At 40.3% G+C, this 18,293-nt stretch carries 12 protein-coding genes; 7 read left to right on the top strand and 5 right to left on the bottom strand.

The window, feature by feature from the left end; genetic code table 11:
- Positions 1-442 precede the first annotated feature (442 nt).
- Both AACW45_RS15090 and AACW45_RS15085 read right to left on the bottom strand, forming a co-directional pair.
- The gene (locus tag AACW45_RS15090; protein WP_096645095.1) at positions 443-628 is read right to left on the bottom strand and encodes a hypothetical protein; all 186 of its coding nucleotides are present in this window, start codon (positions 626-628) and stop codon (positions 443-445) included.
- Positions 629-680: 52 nt separating this feature from the next.
- Positions 681-1,748 (bottom strand): glycosyltransferase family 4 protein, encoded by a 1,068-nt coding sequence (locus tag AACW45_RS15085; RefSeq protein ID WP_190633372.1) that lies wholly within the window; start codon positions 1,746-1,748, stop codon positions 681-683.
- A 448-nt stretch (positions 1,749-2,196) separates the two neighbouring features.
- Between AACW45_RS15085 and xth the strand changes: the two genes are divergently transcribed.
- The 4 genes from xth (at position 2,197) to AACW45_RS15065 (ending at position 6,124) form a co-directional block, all read left to right on the top strand.
- Entirely contained in the window at positions 2,197-2,979 is a 783-nt protein-coding gene (xth, locus tag AACW45_RS15080) for an exodeoxyribonuclease III (RefSeq protein WP_190633371.1), read from the top strand.
- 239 nt (positions 2,980-3,218) lie between these two features.
- Positions 3,219-4,094: an SDR family oxidoreductase gene (locus tag AACW45_RS15075; RefSeq protein ID WP_190633370.1), complete on the top strand. Its 876-nt coding sequence runs from the start codon at positions 3,219-3,221 to the stop codon at positions 4,092-4,094.
- Between the two features lie 185 nt (positions 4,095-4,279).
- The gene (locus tag AACW45_RS15070; RefSeq protein WP_190633369.1) at positions 4,280-5,776 is read left to right on the top strand and encodes an HlyD family efflux transporter periplasmic adaptor subunit; all 1,497 of its coding nucleotides are present in this window, start codon (positions 4,280-4,282) and stop codon (positions 5,774-5,776) included.
- Positions 5,777-5,860: 84 nt separating this feature from the next.
- Positions 5,861-6,124 carry a hypothetical protein gene (locus tag AACW45_RS15065; RefSeq protein WP_190633368.1) on the top strand — a complete coding sequence of 88 codons (264 nt, stop codon included), beginning with the start codon at positions 5,861-5,863 and terminating at the stop codon, positions 6,122-6,124.
- 14 nt (positions 6,125-6,138) lie between these two features.
- On the opposite strand, the gene AACW45_RS15060 is transcribed toward AACW45_RS15065, so the two are convergent.
- From AACW45_RS15060 to AACW45_RS15050, 3 genes are all read right to left on the bottom strand, one after another.
- Positions 6,139-8,328 (bottom strand): C2 family cysteine protease, encoded by a 2,190-nt coding sequence (locus AACW45_RS15060; protein ID WP_190633367.1) that lies wholly within the window; start codon positions 8,326-8,328, stop codon positions 6,139-6,141.
- A gap of 628 nt (positions 8,329-8,956) precedes the next feature.
- Complete coding sequence (locus AACW45_RS15055; RefSeq protein WP_190633366.1) at positions 8,957-10,441, bottom strand: S8 family peptidase; 1,485 nt, start codon at positions 10,439-10,441, stop codon at positions 8,957-8,959.
- A 231-nt stretch (positions 10,442-10,672) separates the two neighbouring features.
- Complete coding sequence (locus AACW45_RS15050; RefSeq protein ID WP_242045670.1) at positions 10,673-11,935, bottom strand: ABC transporter substrate-binding protein; 1,263 nt, start codon at positions 11,933-11,935, stop codon at positions 10,673-10,675.
- Positions 11,936-12,228: 293 nt separating this feature from the next.
- Here AACW45_RS15050 and AACW45_RS15045 point away from each other — a divergent pair, with 293 nt between their 5' ends.
- The 3 genes from AACW45_RS15045 (at position 12,229) to AACW45_RS15035 (ending at position 18,241) form a co-directional block, all read left to right on the top strand.
- Positions 12,229-12,987, top strand: a complete 759-nt coding sequence (locus tag AACW45_RS15045; RefSeq protein WP_190633364.1) for a YebC/PmpR family DNA-binding transcriptional regulator — start codon at positions 12,229-12,231, stop codon at positions 12,985-12,987.
- Between the two features lie 1,089 nt (positions 12,988-14,076).
- Positions 14,077-16,809, top strand: coding sequence for a cyclic nucleotide-binding domain-containing protein (locus AACW45_RS15040; protein WP_199331139.1), 2,733 nt, complete (start codon positions 14,077-14,079; stop codon positions 16,807-16,809).
- 172 nt (positions 16,810-16,981) lie between these two features.
- Positions 16,982-18,241: an FAD-dependent hydroxylase gene (locus AACW45_RS15035; protein ID WP_190633363.1), complete on the top strand. Its 1,260-nt coding sequence runs from the start codon at positions 16,982-16,984 to the stop codon at positions 18,239-18,241.
- Positions 18,242-18,293: the final 52 nt, after the last annotated feature.

Here is an 18,293-nt window from a genome sequence, read left to right as displayed (position 1 = left end):
TTTTTTGGGGCGCTTCCCCTACCCGTTTATGGTGTATTTTTTTAGTTCAGTAAATCTGTTGCTGTTATTTTCTGTTTGCTTCCATTTAGTCTAAACTCCAGTAAGGTGAAACCACCATTTTATCTAGCTCCTATGCAGAGTGTGGGAGCCAGGATCGTGAAGCTCCGCCTCAATTTATCAGTCTCTGAAGCGGAGCCTCGCAATATACATTTCCAGCCGGAGGTTGGAAAAAAGATAGAGAAAGGTGAAACAATTTTGGATTTTAGATTAACCCCATGCATAAAGTCAGGGGTTTGTCAATAAATTGTTAGATTTTGGATTTTAGATTGATTACCCGAATTTATTCGGGAGCTTCTCACCTTTTTCAATTTTGAATGAGCGAATCTTTAATCCAAAATCCAAAATTTAAAATCTAAAATTCCGTTAGTGTGGGTAGTTCAGATTATGAATTGGCCGTCGGTTGAGGAAGTACTCCTGTATTTCGGGTTTCTGCATTAGATAACCGACTCAAAGTTAATAGCGGTACCTCTTGTCGGCAAGATAGACAAAACCAATAAACTTCACTATGCCGAATATGGCGCAGGAGGGAACCACCACAACATGGACAGGTGTTGCTTCTCATACTCATACCGATGTCCTCCTATAAAGAAATGTTGTAATATGCACAAAAATTTTTTTGATTAAAACTGGATTTTGGCAGCATGGATGTGCCCATTTAAATCTACGCGCGCCTGAATAATTTTTTCGTAGATTGCTTCGTAACCGTTCACCATTTGGGCAACACTAAATTTGTTTTCTACGTATTGACGACAGGTTTGGCGATTGAGTTTTAAAGCTTGCGGAATTATTTCTGCCATTTGCTCATAGTTTTGGCAGATAAAACCTGTTGCCCCATGAGCAATAACTTCTGGTACTGAACCGAGATTCATTGCAATTACTGGCGTACCAGTTGCCATTGATTCAATCATAACTAATCCGAAAGGTTCTTGCCAAGCAATTGGGAAAAGAGTGACAGCAGCATTGCCTAATAGTTCAGCTTTTTCATCATGGTTAACTTCACCGAGATATTCAATTTGCTGACCATCTATATGGGGGGCAATTTCTTGTTCAAAAAACTTTGAGTCTACTAAATCAATCTTTCCTGCCATCTTTAAGCGCCAACCACTTTGTTTCGCAATTGCGATCGCATGGTGGGGCCCCTTGTCGGGGGAAAAGCGGCCTAAAAATGCTAAATATTCTGGTTCTTGGGGTTGCTTTTTAAAGGGGTAATCTTCTGGATTAATTCCGTTGTAAACAGTGCCAAAATAGTTTAAATCTATCTGTCGCTGTGCGTCACTAATACTGATGTATGGTTGTTTTTTATGGTGACCAAAGGCTATACGGTTATCTTTGGTAAAGCTGCCGTGGAGTGTGTGTACCGTTGGTGTTGATACTAAACTCGCTAAAGACAGTGCCGATATTCCTACATGGGAATGAATAATATCGAATTGTGGCGATCGCTGGTAAACCTGACTAAGTTCCAGCATTTCATACACTGCATACTCTTTGACATTGGGATCTAAGCGTAAGGCTCGTGGATAAACTGCTTCTAAATTAGCCAAAGTTTGGGAATCGCCAGAGGCGAATAAAGTCACTTCATGACCGCGACGAACTAATTCATCGGTCAAATGACTCACTACCAGTTCAATTCCTCCGTATGTTGGAGGTGGAACTCTTTCCCATAAGGGGGCAACTTGAGCTATTTTCATATGTCTTGGTTCAGCCGATTCAATAATTCTCTAGAAGAGAACTTATATTTAATTTGAGGGCAAAGATTTATACTTAAATATTCTGAAATTTATATTAACCAAATCTATGCCCGCAACTGGAATATCGGTTAACCGTACCGTTTAAACAGCACCAACAAATTTCAGAGCATCAGCGATCGCCTCAGCCGTCTACAATATAAAGATACAATCAACTGTAACTCCTTTCATCTATCTTGGGGATCATTGAGACAATTGCCTATTCTGTAACTTAACCTACTGATTTAAAAAATTTGTAGCTCAAAATACTAAAATTTACTTTGGGATCAATTCTTCTCAGGGTTGATTTAGTGAAAAAGGGCTAAAACTATAGGACAGAGACAAATATTAAAAAAAAATAAAAACCATTTAATTAATAATTAATTAATGAATTTATGTAAATATTGCTGCAATGAAAATCGCCACTTGGAATGTTAATTCAATTCGCACTCGACTAGAACATGTCACTGCTTGGTTAAGCCAAAATCCGGTGGATGTACTTTGCTTGCAAGAGACAAAAGTTGTAGATCGAGATTTTCCGCGATCGCCTTTTGAAGAACTGGGCTACCAACTCTATTTTTCTGGGCAAAAATCATATAACGGCGTAGCTTTAATTAGCCGTCAACCGCTCTTGGATGTAAGTATGGGGTTCACACCAATAGTGCCCAATTTACAACCAGAATGGGATGAACAAAAACGAGTAATTACGGGAATTATCGATAATGTGAGGATTGTGAACCTATATGTCCCCAATGGTTCATCTATAGGTAGTGAAAAATACGAATATAAGCTGCGATGGTTAACAGTATTACGTCAGTATTTACAACTATTATTAAAATCTCATGAGGCAATTTGTGTTTGTGGCGACTTTAATATTGCTTTAGAAGCCAAAGATATTCACGATAAAGTCAAAGCCGAAACCCACATCATGTCATCGGAAGTAGAACGGCAAGCGCTGAGGGATGTATTATCATTGGGATTTGCTGATGCTTTTCGCAAATTTAACTCTGAAGGCGGAAACTATAGTTGGTGGGATTATCGCGCCGCATCTTTTCAGCGCAACTTAGGCTGGCGCATTGACCATCATTATTTAACACCCGTTCTTTACGAGCGTGCTACCAGCTGCATTATTGATGTAGAACCGCGAAAATTAACCCAACCTAGCGACCATACACCAGTGATTGTGGAATTTTGAGTATCTTGTGAATAAAATTTATTTTTGAGTGAGGACTTCAGGTTGTCAATGAGGACTGAAGTCCTCACTACGTTTAATCATTGAATATTGATGGAGAGCGATCGCCTCAAAAATCACCAGAGACTGGAAATATTAATATATATAAGTATGCTCGTGTAGAATAGCCGATTTCCGGCTCTAGCAGATATCTAGGTTTTCAACAACGCAAAAGACTGAAAGTATTTATATTAGGTCATTTTATGATTCTAGTCACTGGAGCAACAGGGGGAATTGGTCGCAGAGTCGTGCGACTTTTACGCCAACAAGAGAAGCCAGTCAGAGCATTTGCGCGTCTTAGTTCTCGTTACAGCGAATTGGAACACCGAGGAGCGGAAATTTTCATTGGTGATTTACGGCGAGAAAAAGATATTCAGCAAGCTTGCCGGGGTGTGGAATATATAATTAGCACTCACGGATCTGGTGGCGATGCCTTATCCTTAGATTATCGTGCCAACATAGAGCTGATTGACCAAGCCAAAGCTAACGGAATCAAACATTTTGTCTTCATTTCTGTATTAGGAGCCGATCGCGGATATGAAGATGCGCCTGTATTTAAGGCTAAACGCGCAGTAGAGAAATATCTCCAAGCTAGTGGCGTGAATTACACTATTTTACGTCCGGCTGGATTAGCATCTAACTTGCTAACATTAGCAGAAAGGTTTCGCGAAACAGGGTTGTATTTGCTGATTGGCGATCCCAAAAATCGGACTTCAATTGTCAGTACCGATGATTTAGCCAAAATAGCGGTGGATTCTTTGACAGTTGAAGGCGCAAAAAACCAAACTTTAGCCGTAGGGGGGCCAGAAATTCTCTGGCGTGGGGATATTCCCCAAATTTTTGGTCGCATCTTCAACAAAGAACCGGTTGTGATTAATCCGCCATTGTTTGCTATTGATGGGTTGCGGGGTGCGTTAGGTTTATTTAATTCCCAAACACAACAAGCTTTAGGAACCTATCGGACTTTGCTCGCCAATGAATTTTTCTGCACAAGAGACGAAATCTCTAATTTAGAAAGCATTTTTGATTTTAAATTGGAGACTTTAGAAAATTTTGTGCGGCGTTATTTAGCAGTGTAAATGGCTAGGGCTGGGGTAGTAGAGGAAGCAGAGGAAGCAGAGGAAGCAGAGGAAGCAGAGGAGAAATAGAATGCCCAATACTTCGACTTCGCTCAGTACAAGTGCCCAATGCCTAATGCCCAATGCCTAATGCCCCATGCCCAATGCCCCATGCCCAATAACTAAAAACAAATAACAAAAATTGTATGAAATATTCCCTCGTGGCGAATGCTGCGCAAGCGCGTCAGACAAAACAGCGATTTGCTAAACCAGATGAACAACTATCTTATGAGTTGGGTAAAGCCGTTCAGGAATTACCGCCGCTATATACAAGATTGTTAGCGGGAACGATCAGCCTGATAGTATTTGGGGCGATCGCATGGGCACATTTTTCGGAAATTGATGAAGTAGCGATCGCGCCAGGGGAATTAATAGCATCTACTCAAGTGCGTCCAGTCACATCTTTAGGTGGTGGGACAATAGTTAAAATCAAGGTTAAAGAAGGCGATCGCGTCACGAAAAATCAAGTCTTAATTCAACGCGATCCTGACTTAAAACAAACTGATGTTAATCGCCTGGCTAAAGCTACTAAGTTGATTCAGGAAGACTTACAGCGTTTAGATGCGGAACGGGTGGGAGTAAAAAGTACTGGTACAAAACTCCAAGATGAACTGTTAAACTCCCGTTTGGCTGATTATCAAGCACGCCAAGCCACAGCCGAAGCCGAAGCCAATCGCCAACAAGCGATCGCGAATCAGGCGAAAGTCCGACTAACAAGATTACAAGAAAATTTAGCCAACGCCAAAAGCGCTTTTGTGAACGCCAAAACTAATCTCGCTAACGCTGAAAGTATTAGTGCGAAAATGCAAAACAATTTGGAAATTGCTGAAAAAAGAGAACAAAGTTTACGTACCCTTGTATCTCCTGGTGCTGTACCTAGAGTTGATTATCTAGAAGCACAAGAAAGATTAAATCGGGCTATTACAGACATCACCAGATCTAAAGATGAAATCACAAATTCCCAAAATAAAATTATTGAAGTTCAAGACAGAATTACATCTTTAGAAAAAGATATTGCAGCCCAAGTTCAAGAAATTCGCCAAGCCCAAGAAGCCTATGAAGCTGCACGCAATCAAGCGCAACGTGTCGCATCAGAACGGCAAACAGAAATCCTCACCCAAATCAACAAGCGTAAAGAAGAATTAACTAATGTTTCTGGTCAATTAGAACAAGCTAAAAAGCAGGAAGACGAAGAAACAATTAAATCCCCTTTTGCCGGGACAATTTACAAAATCAAAGCGACAAAAGGCCCTGTACAAGCTGGTGAAGAATTACTTTCCATTTTGCCAGAAGGGGAAGAAATGCTGCTAGAAGTTAAAGTTCTCAATCGTGATATTGGATTTATTCGTCGGGGGATGAAAGCTAAAGTAAAAATGGCAACTTTCCCATTTCAAGAATTTGGTGTCATTAATGGTGAAGTTGTTCATGTTAGCCCCAATGCCATTACAGATAAAGATTTAGGCTTAGTATTTCCTACTAGGATAAAGTTAAATAAACACTCAATTAATTTCCGTGGGCAAGAAGTTCCTTTAACTCCTGGTATGACAGCAAATGGCGAAATTGTTACTAGAAAAAAATCAGTTTTGACCTTTATTATGGAGCCAGTGACACGCCGATTTAGCGAAGCATTTTCTGTGAGATAGATGATAGTAGGGTGTGTTGTCGCATAGCGCAACGCACCATCAATTATTTAAGGATACCAGTGCAATTCACGTAGGGGCATGGCAATGCCCATTGGTGTCAACTTAAGTTCTCTGGCTTACCCAAAAAATCGCCCACAGGCTGTAAGCCTGGGGCTAATGCTACAAAGCCCACCTTTGTGGGCTAAGAAAATTCAGCCCACGCAGGTGGGCTTTGTTCAATTAGCCGCACCCTTGGAGGGTGACGGCGGTTTATTGGGTAAGCGAGGGGTTGAGAGTGAGGACAAAACTTTGCAACCAAAAGGGTTTCGCGTTAAGTTAATACCAATGGGCATTGCCATGCCCTCTTAAATTAGCTAACAGTATTAAGCAGCATTAATTATCAGAAAATTATTGCGGAAATCATTGTAAGAAAGAGTTAGAACACCATTAGTTTCACCTTGTCTTGTCACACCCCAAGGATTATAGAGAGTTAAAGTTCCATTTGCGGTGTCAGCACTGATAATAGTGTACTCATGTCCGCCAACAATATTTAATCCTGGATTAGAAATAGTATCGGCTGTCATTGCTTTTCCAGTAGTTAACATAGTAGCTATTTGCGACAAACTCAGAAAAGCGCCTGAACGAGTTCCTGTATTACTCCAACTTGTATCAGCATAGTAACCCCCACTGATACCAGTAAGAGATGGCATTACCCGATAACCCCAACCGCCCTCAATGCTGCCGTAACTGTTAGCATTAGAATCGCGTTGAGATAGCCCAGATTCAGCAAATTGAGCATAAGCTTTTTCTGCTAAAGCTACCCACAAGCCTAGATTGAGATTGTCGTATTTAGCAAATCTTTGTTTGGTGTAGCCTGCACCTGAGACATTTGTTGGTAACCAGCGATCGACGGTGACATAATCACTAGCTGTAGTCACTTTACCATTGTATTGACCGTAGAATCTGACTGTAAAAGTCCCGTCACCATTGTCAATAAACATATTTTTAATTGCGGATGGTTGCTGGCGTGCTGTTGCGCCTAAAGAAGCTAAGAAGTAACAGTCACCTAAGAAACCTTGCTTAACATCTTGGTAGTTGAATGTACTATCGCTACCAAATAAACTACCTGAAGCTTGCTGATAAGTCATTGTAAATCCATCTGGTGCGGTTGGGCGATCGCCTCCTAAAAACCACTTATCAATTAGTTGATCCATTTGCGTGGCGCTGCTACCAGCATACAAGTTGCCTAATGCACTACCCTTGTAATTTTTATTTGCAACATTACTGTTAACAACTTTGTTAGATAACACACGTACATGATCGTCTATATTGAAGCGGCTAGATTCACTGACAATTTTCCGCAAATCCTGTAATTCATTGCTATCAATTAAACCGCCATCCCTCGCATCACGGAAGATATCAATCATATCTTGGCGGTTTAATTTATTATCAGCTGCACGCAGTCGCGTCAGATCGATTATTTGTTTATCTATGAGATTTTGGCTAAACCAATCACTAGTAATCTGAATTGTAAATTCACGTTCAACTACATCACTTTTAGCACCTGATTTATCGTAAGCTAATGCCGAGAGGCTGTAATTCCCATTCGTTAGGTTTAAATTACTCAACGATAAGCTGTAGTTGAAACTTCCCAAGCGCTTGTCAGTGGTTGAAGGTGTGAAACTCACAACATCAACAACATCCACAAAAGTTCCATCGGATTTCTTAATGCGGAAATCTACGCGAGAGATATCTGTGACGCCGTTAGCATCAGAGACTAAGCCACTCTTAATGCTGAGAGTATCTGTAGGTTTAAGGCTGATATTATTGAGGTTGAATTGTAATTGAGTAGGTGCAATGTTATTGGTGAAGCTAAATTCACGTTCAACTAAATTACTTTTAGCGCCTGATTTATCGTAAGCTAATGCCCAGAGCCTGTAATTTCCATTCGCTAAGGTTAAATTACTCAATGATAGGCTGTAGTTGAAACTTGCCTTGCTATTCTCAGTGGTTGAAGGTGTGAAACTTACAACATCAACAACATCAACAAAAGTTCCATCGGATTTCTTAATACGGAAATCTACCCGTGCAATGTCTGTCGCACCATTGTCATCATATACCCAAGCATTATTAATGCTGAGAGTATCTGTAGATTTAAGGTTAGTATTATTGAGGTTGAATTGTAATTTATTGGGAATACTGTTAATTACTTGAGCAGAAACACTCAAATTATACTTAGTATCACCCTTGGTTGAGTAAACTTTTATGAAGTAAGTACCACTGTCTAAAGATGTCTTGAGCGATTCAGGAGCGGTTCCTGCCGTATAACAACCAGTAATAATTTCGCCTGTATCAACTACACCATTTAAGTTATAGTCGCGAATTATTTGCACATTTGCATTAGCTAATAAGTTATCGAGAGAGAGGCTAAAACTACTGCGGCTACTAAGGTTGAAGCGATAAAAGTCTTGTGGATCTGACAAACCCACCAAGTTGTTAAAAGTTTGAGGGTTAGAATTTAAATTTATATTCAAAGCTGTATTTAGCGTGTTATCTGAAATATCAAAAGTCATAAATCCTCTTACCAATTGGTAAATTAAAGTGCTTGCTACCTTGTGTAGCAAAGGGTTTTTAAATAGAATTGCCAGCCAAATACATATTTGATTACATTCTGCATTTGCTTATGCAGAAACAGTAAGGGTATACCTGCGTATTTTTTTTGTGAAGTACAATTAAAGTTAAAATTATAATTATGTGAAGATATCGCTTAATGCGTGTTGTTCTAGATGAAAACACCCTTTTTTAAGTCGTTATGGTGAATAATATGGAATTTAGATATTCCACCTGTTATGGCAATAATTTTCCTACACAAAATGATGAAAGCTCAATCGGGAAGGAATTTAGGAGGATTTAGAATGACATACAATACTGCTCGGTTAAGGAAAATTGTAGGTTGGGTTGAGGCTCTGCGAAACCCAACAGAGCTACCCAAATGTTGGGTTTCGTTCCTCAACCCAACCTACGCGGGTTAAGGTTTTTGAGCTTAACCGAGCAGTATTGGAATAACATACTCCAATAAAAGTGGCTGTAAAAGGTATTTACAGCCACTTTGAAGCAAAATTAAAAGATTATTTGACAGAGATGCGATCGCTCTATAAACTACCCTCATCACCCACCGCTAGAGTCTGGTGTGGTTGAGATTTATGGGTTAGCAAACCATTGGCGCAATTCATCCATTTGTTGTTGAAATCTTTCCAGGATGCTTTGTATATCTTGTGTCTGATCGTTTTCGGGGCTATTGTTATTGTCTGTTTGCAGACTGCTATCATAATAGCGGTATTGAGAATTGATGTTTGCATTGCTGAATATATCGACGCTTGGGGCTGGTGTAGAACTATTCGCGCTTAAATCTATAGTTTGATTTTCGGCGATCGCGTTATCATCAAAATTAACTGTCGAAAATTTAGCCGGATTTCTTGCTATCTCTGCAATAAATTCATCGGCTAACCAACCAGCACTTAACCCAACATCTGGATTTTGTCCCCCATTACCAGCAGTTTGTGTCATAAATTGACGTACTTGGGCATCAGTTAGGCTAGGATTAGCACTGAGCATTAAAGCTACTACTCCAGCCACATGAGGCGCAGCCATAGATGTGCCATTATAACTACCATATTGATTGCCTGGTAATGATGAGTAAATATCCACTCCTGGCGCGGTTACGTAGGCAAGTTGACTGATTCCTGGTGTATTAGAAAACTCTGCAATTTGATTATTGCGATCGACTGCGCCTACAGCTAATCCCCATCTATTTGCATAACTAGCAGGATAAGACAGAATTGGTAACCCATTATTACCAGCTGCCATCACAACTACTACACCTTTGCTGCTAGCATATTCAATAGCTGATGCTAAAGAATTATTAGGAAAATCACTACCCAAGCTGAGATTAATTACCCTAGCTCCTTGATTGACAGCGTAGTAAATTCCTTGAGTAATTGAACTAATAGAACCAGAGCCAGAATCATTGAGAACTTTCACTGGCATAATTCTAGAATTATAGGCAATACCTGTCACACCAGTACCATTATTTTCACCAGCAATAGTCCCAGAAACGTGAGTACCGTGACCGTTTCTATCTATGGGATCGTTGGAATTTTCTACAAAATTCCAACCGTGAATATCATCAATATAACCGTTACCATCATCATCTATGCCATTATTAGCAACTTCGCCAGTATTAGTCCAAATATTATTTTGTAAATCTATGTGATTATAGTCAACTCCAGTATCAATCACAGCAACAACAATATCTTGTCCTGTATATCCTCTAGCCCATACTTCTGGGGCTTTTACCATGTCAACATTCCAACTATTACCACCTAAATCAGGAACATCTGTAAAGGTATTTTGTCCAATTCCTCTAGCAACTCCGGCTGCGGCATTCACTAATCCATATCCAGTGGTAGAGTCATAACTCATAGTACTCATGGTATCTTCACTATTTAGCGATTGAGCCTGAGTAGAATTGGCGTTTACAGCATTGATATTATTATCAAAACTACTTCTTCCACTGAGATTAAAATTGTAGTCATCTTGAGAAGTAAAAGTATCTGCGAAGGAAACAGTATTAATATTTAGCCCGTTATTAGTCAATGTGCTGTTGTTACTGGACGCATTGGGCATAAGTATTTTCTCCTCAAAGATGACATTTTTGTGCAGCCGGAAATTGCGTAACTTTGATGATACGAAGTAATGCAGTCAAGAATAAATTTCTCTAATTAATAATTACTATAAAATTAATCATAAATATGATATTTTAATCACAAAAGTAGCAAATAAAACTGTTTGCTTAATTTTAATTTTCGCGATAATAGAGAGGGTTTTAATAGCCTAAAAATCTATCTGTGTATTTAATTACTGAAAAATTAAATCTAGGCGTTGCTGAGTAATTTTGAGAGCTTCTGCAGGTGAATTTTTACCTAATAATACAGATTCAATCGCTCTACCTAGATTGTCAGAAATGCGTGAATAATTAGGAAAAATAGGACGCGATCGCCCGAATTTTGCTTGGTCTAAAAATACCTGTATTTGAGGGAATTTCTGAATAAATTTTTGGTATTTACTACTTTGGCGCGATCGCACATTTACGGGTAAATAACCAGTTCCTAAAGCTAATTCGGTTTGAAATGCTTCACTAACAGCATATTCTGCAAATTGAAAGGCGGCTTTTTGCTGTTCTGGCGTAGTTTTAAATAAGAATAAATTCTCGCCACCAATACTAGTAGCCGGATTTTGTTGCTTGGGAATGGGAAAAACATCAAAATCTACACCACTTTGTTGAAATTCTCCCAGACTCCAGGGGCCAGTAACTTGCATTGCAACTTTACCATTCACCAGGTTATTAACTTCATAACCCCGTTCTGGTTCGGATAACATCGCTGAACCATCGGTGATTAAATTGCGCCAAAATTGTAAAGCGGCGATCGCGCCTTGATTATCTGTTAAATTCACAGCAGCAGCTTGCTGTACATTACCGCTAACCAATTCACCGCCACCACTCCACATAAAGGGTAACCAAGTAAACACGGTAAATTCGCTTTTACCTAGAGGAAGAACTATCCCGTATTTATCTATTTTGCGATCGCCATCGCTATCTTTGGTTAATTTCTTGGCTACTTGGCGCAACTCTTCCCAAGTTTGCGGTAACTTGTCAATTCCGGCGGCTTTAAACAGACTAGGACGGTAAAAAACGCCGACATTATTTGTCGCAAAGGGAATTGACCAGATTTTACCCTGATATTCCATCGATGCAAATAAAGTCGGGTCAATTTCTGCTTTTACTGGTGATTTTGCCAGCATTTCATCTACCGGAATGATGGCATCAAGTTCCACTAATTGACCGGCGATGGTTGGGTTGTACCATAATAAATCCGGCGGTGCATTGCCGACTACAGCCGCTAAAATCTTGGGCATTTGCTGATCCTGTTGCCCAACATACAATGATTCTACTTGAATATGCGGATGAGTTTGATTAAATTTATCTACTAGCTTTTGCAATACATCCCGATTTTGCGGTGGGTTCACGCCTTGCCACAGGGTAATATGAATTACCTTTGCTTCTGGCTGGTGGAGAATTGCTTGACAGCCAGTAACAACTAATACCGCCATAAATAGCATCAACAGCCAGTGTTTCACGTAGCGAGAGAACTTTCTGCTGAGACGCTGGAAATGGCGATGAGGCGAAAAAAAGTTGTACATGATCTAGTCAATCAGCAATTCCAGAAAAGCGATCGCCTCAAATGTCTCACTTTCTGCAACTGTCGCGCAATTATCTTGAGGAAGAGTTAGTTGTCAGTTGTCAGTTGTCAGTTGTTTGGATTCTTGACCATTGACTATTGACCATTGACCATTGACCATTGACTTTCAACTATATCTTAATCTGGAAATAGAGTTGAGATGAAGTTAAAGTTATGGCAGGACATAGTAAGTGGGCAAATATTAAACGCCAAAAGGCTGTGGTGGATGCAAAAAGGGCAAAAACCTTTACTCAGCTTTCACGGGCGATTATTGTCGCGGCGAGAAGTGGAATTCCAGATCCAGCAGGGAATTTTCAATTACGTACAGCAATTGATAAGGCTAAGGCGGCAGGAATTCCTAATGATAATATTGAACGTGCGATCGCTAAAGGTGCAGGTACATTTGGCGGTGATAACAATAGTTTAGAAGCAATTCGTTATGAAGGTTACGGCCCTGGTGGTGTCGCAATTTTAGTTGAAGCCTTGACAGATAACCGCAATCGCACTGCGGCTGATTTAAGGGCTGCTTTTAGCAAAAATGGCGGAAATTTGGGGGAAATGGGCTGTGTAAGTTGGATGTTTTCCCAAAAAGGCGTTTGTACTGTTGAAAATGTAGTTGATGAAGAACAGCTTTTAGAAGCTTCTTTAGAAGGTGGTGCTGAGTCTTACGAAATGACTGAGGAGGAAATAGCAGAAGTATTTAGCGCTGTTGAAGATTTAGAAACGCTGAATAAAACCCTGAATGAAAAAAGCTTTCAGGTAACTGATACAGAATTGCGCTGGATTCCTAGTAATAGTGTAGAAGTTACCGATGCCGATCAGGCGCGATCGCTTCTCAAATTAATTGATACTCTAGAAGGTTTGGATGATGTGCAAAATGTGACATCCAACTTTGAAATGTCGGAAAGTCTGATGGCTTTGAGTATTGTTTAGGAGAATTTGTATAATTTGTTGTCTAATATACATCCGCTAAAATAGACATACAAATTTCATAGAATTTACAAACTATTGACATACAGCTATGAGATGCTGGAAGTTTTCAGGCTTTATAGTTAAATTCCAATAAATTATTTGGGTAAAGCCTTATTCTTATGATTAATATTGTCTGGCATCTATAGCTGTTTCTCTAGTTTCCCTGTGTTAGCTGTGATGATAATTTGCTGCGGAAGTTGTAGCTAGGTAGAGATGATTTACAAATTAAAAAACAATTTGCCCAGAGAATAATATAGAAATCTACACAGAAAGTTTATATAACTAATAACATAATCACACACTCTTTTGCGATACTATAATAGTCTGCTATTAAATGATATGGACAATCTCAAAGAGATGAAGTTAGATTGAACTCGCAACCCCGGCTCTATGGCTAGCTGCCCTAACCTTAGACCTATGTGATAATCGTCTGTCTGAGATGGCTATAACTGCTAATTTATACATTTTATAGTAGATAATCAATTAATTCTTTGATTTTCCCGTAACTACACACTATACCATTCAAGCCTGCTGCCTTTGGTAGCGGGTTTTTTGTATTTTTGATGGATGCAATCGCATTTCATCGGATTTATGCAGAGATTTTCTCATACTATTTTAGGACTTACGCAATAACTCTCCCAAACTCTCTTTACTTCGTGTTCTTTGCGTACTTCGTGGTTCGTTTTTTCATGATTTTACGTAAGTCCTGTATTTATGAAGTTGCAGGAAATTATACCTTTGGGAAACGCAAAGGTGCGCTAAGGTTAACGCATTCGCCCTTAGGCTTTCCCGAAGGGTAGGTGCGCAGAGTTTTTTAGTTTAATCATTTTGAGATAAGTAAAAAAAGGTAACAAAAAGGTAGTATTTACAAATATATGTATACTTTGACAAATTAAATTATCTTGGTCTATAACAGGGTTTTAACATGAAAAATATGATGCATTAATTGGTGAATACGCCTACTTTGATAGTCAATTGTGACTCAATTTTTCTAAAAATAAATACTGAAAAATTAAATTAAGTTTTTAATTAAATATTGGAGTTACGAAATTGTACTTAAATAAATATAATCATCATCCCTCATTTCCACAAAGCCTGAATTTGGTACATGATTTTCAAGAAAACAGGCAAAATCAAGCTATGACGGTAATTTTAGAACAACCATTACCGTTGATGACAAATATAGTTAATGATGGGGAAGATTCCCTCAATTGGCTGAGTCTGCATGAACTTTGGGGGAAATTGTCACAAGCAGCAAGAGAAGCGATCGCGCAATCGTTTTATTGTTTTAATGTAGAACCGGAAACTTTAATCTATCAGGAGGGACATACCCCTATAGGGTTATATCTTTTGCAGTCGGGAAAGGTGGAAATTTTTCGGCGATCGCTAATTGGTCAATTTTTAATTCGCTATCGACATGCAGGAGATTTATTTGGCTATGTTTTGATTGCTAATGGCGTAGAAGGAACATATCAAACTAATGCGATCGCTCTGACAAAATGCCAAATATTATTTTTACCAAAGGCTGCATTTCAAAAGCTGATTGCAGAATTCCCCGAAATTGAACATTTGATTCATTCTCAACTATCGCAAGATTTGTATGAATATACTAGTCGGATTGCTTGGGAACAAGAACGGATTCAAGCTTTACAGGCTTATATTCAGCCATTACCAACAAATACAAGCATTATTGGTAATAGTAAAGGCGCACAAAAACTCACAGAACAAATCAATCAAGCCGCAGCCAATCTTCAGCCTGTGGTGTTACAGGGACAAGCAGGTACGGGGAAAACCTTCGTTGCAGGTTTGATTCATGCTGGTTCTAGCTTGGCTTGCCAAACTTTTGCGGAAATTGACTGTGGGGCGTTACAGCGTGCAGAAGATGGGCGGCTAGATACAGATGTGCTGTTTGGTAGGATAGGACAGCAACGAGGGATTTTAGAACTGTTAGAGCGAGGAACCCTGCTACTAGATAATGTACAGGTGTTGAGTCCAGGCGATCGCGCTCGTTTAAGTCACTACATCAAAACTGGATTAATTCTGCCAAATCAAGGTATTATCGGCAAAATTAATCCGATTACACAACCTGCACCAAAAATTGAATCTCAGGTACGTCTCATTCTCGCATCGCCAAATAAACTGGATTTACCGGATATTAAAGCGATTACCATTAAACTCTTTACCCTGTCTCAACGCAAAGCCGATATTCCCCACTTTGCTGAGTATTTTTTAAAGCAGTTTTGCTGCGAACAAAACCGCCCCTTGTTAAAACTCGATCAATCAGATCTCCGTCGCTTAATTAGCTATGACTACCCTGCAAACGTGACAGAACTGGCAGAGATTTTGCACCGAGCCACGATTATGACGCCACCGGGGTATTCTGTGATTCCAGAACAGGCATTATGGTCAGTAGAATCAACTAAAAACGCTTTTCGCTTGGATTTGTTAACTCATCTACCCTGGTTGCGACAAATTTTGTTGAGTCGCTGGTATCCCAAGGGTATTTGGGTAATTATGATGGCAATTTTTGTCCCTGTGGTAGTTTGGGGTTTTATAGGGCCGCAAAATCGGGATAGCAGTATTACCCTAAATTTATTTTGGGCTTGGTGGTGGCCTGGTTATCTATTTCTGTTTGCCTTTGTGGGTAGGCTTTGGTGTGCTGTATGTCCATTTATGATTACGGGAGCCGTAATTAGGCGCATTTCCCTGTGGCTATTTCCCCGTCAGCAACTCACTTGGAATAGCAAATGGTTGAATCGTTGGGGTGGCTGGATTGTCTTCGCTGGCTTTGTGGCTATTTACCTCTGGGAGAAACTCTGGGACTTACCGCACCATGCTTACCTATCTGCTTGGTTGCTGTTGACAATTGCCGCCGGAGCCGTCATTTTTAGCCTCATTTACGAACGGCGATTATGGTGTCGATATCTTTGCCCCATCGGTGGAATGAATGGTTTATTTGCCAAATTATCGATAATTGAATTGCGATCGGCACAACAGTTATGTGGTAGTCAATGTACCACTTTTGGCTGTTATAAAGGCACTAAACCAACCCCCATCACCTTTGCCGAAGCTTTAGCAAGCGAAGGACAGGAAACGGGAGGTTGTCCGCTTTATTTACATCCAGCGCAATTGCAAGACAACCGCGACTGTATACTCTGTATGACTTGTCTTAAAGGTTGTCCCAATCGCTCTGCACAATTGAATTTGCGCTTCCCAGCTTCAGATTTACTCGATAACCACAAAGGATTTTGGGCAGAAGTCGCGCTGTTGCTGCTGCTGTTAGGCGGCGTATTCATGCATAACGGGCAGAAAATTCTCGGTTGGTTGGGATTTGGTGATATTTCCCTGGATTCCGAGCATTTACTCATTAGCCTGCCGATTGTGCTAGCGCTTCTGAGCATTCCCGCCATTTTGACTTATTCCACACATGCGATCGCGCGTTTTTTCGATAAACAGCAACCAGATTATCTCACCGTGATTTATGCCTACCTACCTTTAACTCTAGCAGCTAATCTTGCTCATTACATTCCGGCTGCTGTGACGGAAGCTGGGCAAATTCTGCCAGTTTTAGCAAAAACATTGGGCTACAGTGGCGCTGGCTTACCCTCGCTCACTTGGAGTTTAGATGTAGCGCAATTTCTCCAAGGAATTACTCTAATTTCTGCAATGGTGTTTAGTCCCTATCCACTGCTACGCATTACTAAGCGATCGCTCCTGCAAAATCTGCCACATTTTTTACTAATGTTAGGTTTTACCGCCTTCTTTTTTAACTTGATGTTTTAGGGCATGGGGCATTGGGCATTGGGCAAAGATGAATCAGACGCGATGAATCGCGTCTCTACAATTGTATTCGTCCTCCTTGTCCCCTACCCTTTCGCTTTTCCTGTTCTTTGACTTGCTCTAAACAGGGCGATCGCGTCAAAATAATATTAAGATGCTGTAATTTCTCGTAACAATGCCCTTAACACAGCCTTTGCAAACCCTCAACTCTTCCCCAACAGCCGCAGAAAAGCGGGGATACGATTACGATTTAGTTATTGTCGGCGGCGGAATCGCAGGATTAACCCTCGCCGCAGCCTTGAAAGATTCCGGCTTGAGTATCTTGCTGGTGGAAGCGAAAGTAGCATCAGCAGCCGTAGCTAAAGGGCAAGCCTACGCCATTCACATGCTTTCGGCGCTAATTTATCAAGGAATTGGCATTTGGGATAAAATACTACCGCAAATCGCCAAATATGAGCATGTACGCCTATCTGACGCCGATTTTTCGGAAGTGGTGGAATTTAACACCGCAGATTTAGGTACACCAGAGTTAGGCTATGTAGCCGAACATCAAGCACTGTTAGAGCCGCTACAAGAATTCGTCCGTAATTGTACTAATGTAACTTATTTATGTCCCGCAGAGGTATTGAAAACCGAGTACCATAAAGACATAGCAACCCTTGATATTAAAGTTGCAGAACATACAAGAACAATACGCAGTAAATTATTAGTCGCCGCCGATGGTTCGCGATCGCCAATTCGTCAAGCGGCGGGAATTAAAACCCACGGTTGGAAATATTGGCAATCTTGTATTGTCGCCTTCGTCAAACCAGAAAAACCCCACAATAACACCGCCTACGAAAAATTTTGGACTAGCGGCCCGTTTGCGATTTTACCTTTACCGGGGAATCGTTGCCGCATCGTGTGGACAGCACCCCATGAAGAAGCGAAAGCTTTATGTGGTTTAGATGACGAGCAATTTTTAAGCGAACTCAGCCGCCGCTTTGGCAATCAAATGGGTAAATTAGAATTATTAGGCGATCGCTTTATATTTCAAGTGCAACTCATGCAGAGCGATCGCTATGTCTTACCGAGATTAGCATTAATAGGCGATGCAGCCCATAATTGTCATCCCGTTGGTGGACAAGGGTTAAATCTAGGAATTCGCGATGCAGCAGCCTTAGCACAGGTAATACAGACAGCCCACACCAAAGGCGAAGATATTGGTAACATCAAAATTCTCAAACGCTATGAAAACTGGCGTCAGCGAGAAAATTTGACAATATTGGGTTTCACTGATTTGTTAGATCGGATGTTTTCTAACAATTTCTTACCCTTATTGTTGGTGCGTCGTTTAGGTTTATGGGTTATGCGCCGAGTACCATTGCTCAAAGTTTATACTCTCAAGTTGATGATTGGGTTAAAAGGGCGGACTCCAGAATTGGCGAAAAGATAAATGGAATAGCTAGTGAGTCACCATTTTAGTCAAAAGCTCTTGTTTCCTCTCT

Origin of the sequence: Calothrix sp. FACHB-168 (assembly GCF_963889195.1) — a bacterium.
Lineage (GTDB): Bacteria > Cyanobacteriota > Cyanobacteriia > Cyanobacteriales > Nostocaceae > Aulosira > Aulosira anomala_A.
Note: the sequence above shows the minus strand (reverse complement) of the source record. Positions and strands in the feature narration are given on the sequence as shown.

What these genes read in the sequence shown, in the direction of transcription:
- AACW45_RS15075 (WP_190633370.1), top strand. Translation starts at nt 3,219, where the DNA reads ATGATTCTAGTCACTGGAGCAACAGGGGGAATTGGTCGCAGAGTCGTG.
- AACW45_RS15065 (WP_190633368.1), top strand. Translation starts at nt 5,861, where the DNA reads ATGCCCATTGGTGTCAACTTAAGTTCTCTGGCTTACCCAAAAAATCGC.
- AACW45_RS15035 (WP_190633363.1), top strand. Translation starts at nt 16,982, where the DNA reads ATGCCCTTAACACAGCCTTTGCAAACCCTCAACTCTTCCCCAACAGCC.
- AACW45_RS15090 (WP_096645095.1), bottom strand. Translation starts at nt 628, where the DNA reads ATGAGTATGAGAAGCAACACCTGTCCATGTTGTGGTGGTTCCCTCCTG.
- AACW45_RS15050 (WP_242045670.1), bottom strand. Translation starts at nt 11,935, where the DNA reads ATGCTATTTATGGCGGTATTAGTTGTTACTGGCTGTCAAGCAATTCTC.
- AACW45_RS15045 (WP_190633364.1), top strand. Translation starts at nt 12,229, where the DNA reads ATGGCAGGACATAGTAAGTGGGCAAATATTAAACGCCAAAAGGCTGTG.
- xth (WP_190633371.1), top strand. Translation starts at nt 2,197, where the DNA reads ATGAAAATCGCCACTTGGAATGTTAATTCAATTCGCACTCGACTAGAA.
- AACW45_RS15070 (WP_190633369.1), top strand. Translation starts at nt 4,280, where the DNA reads ATGAAATATTCCCTCGTGGCGAATGCTGCGCAAGCGCGTCAGACAAAA.
- AACW45_RS15085 (WP_190633372.1), bottom strand. Translation starts at nt 1,748, where the DNA reads ATGAAAATAGCTCAAGTTGCCCCCTTATGGGAAAGAGTTCCACCTCCA.
- AACW45_RS15055 (WP_190633366.1), bottom strand. Translation starts at nt 10,441, where the DNA reads ATGCCCAATGCGTCCAGTAACAACAGCACATTGACTAATAACGGGCTA.
- AACW45_RS15060 (WP_190633367.1), bottom strand. Translation starts at nt 8,328, where the DNA reads ATGACTTTTGATATTTCAGATAACACGCTAAATACAGCTTTGAATATA.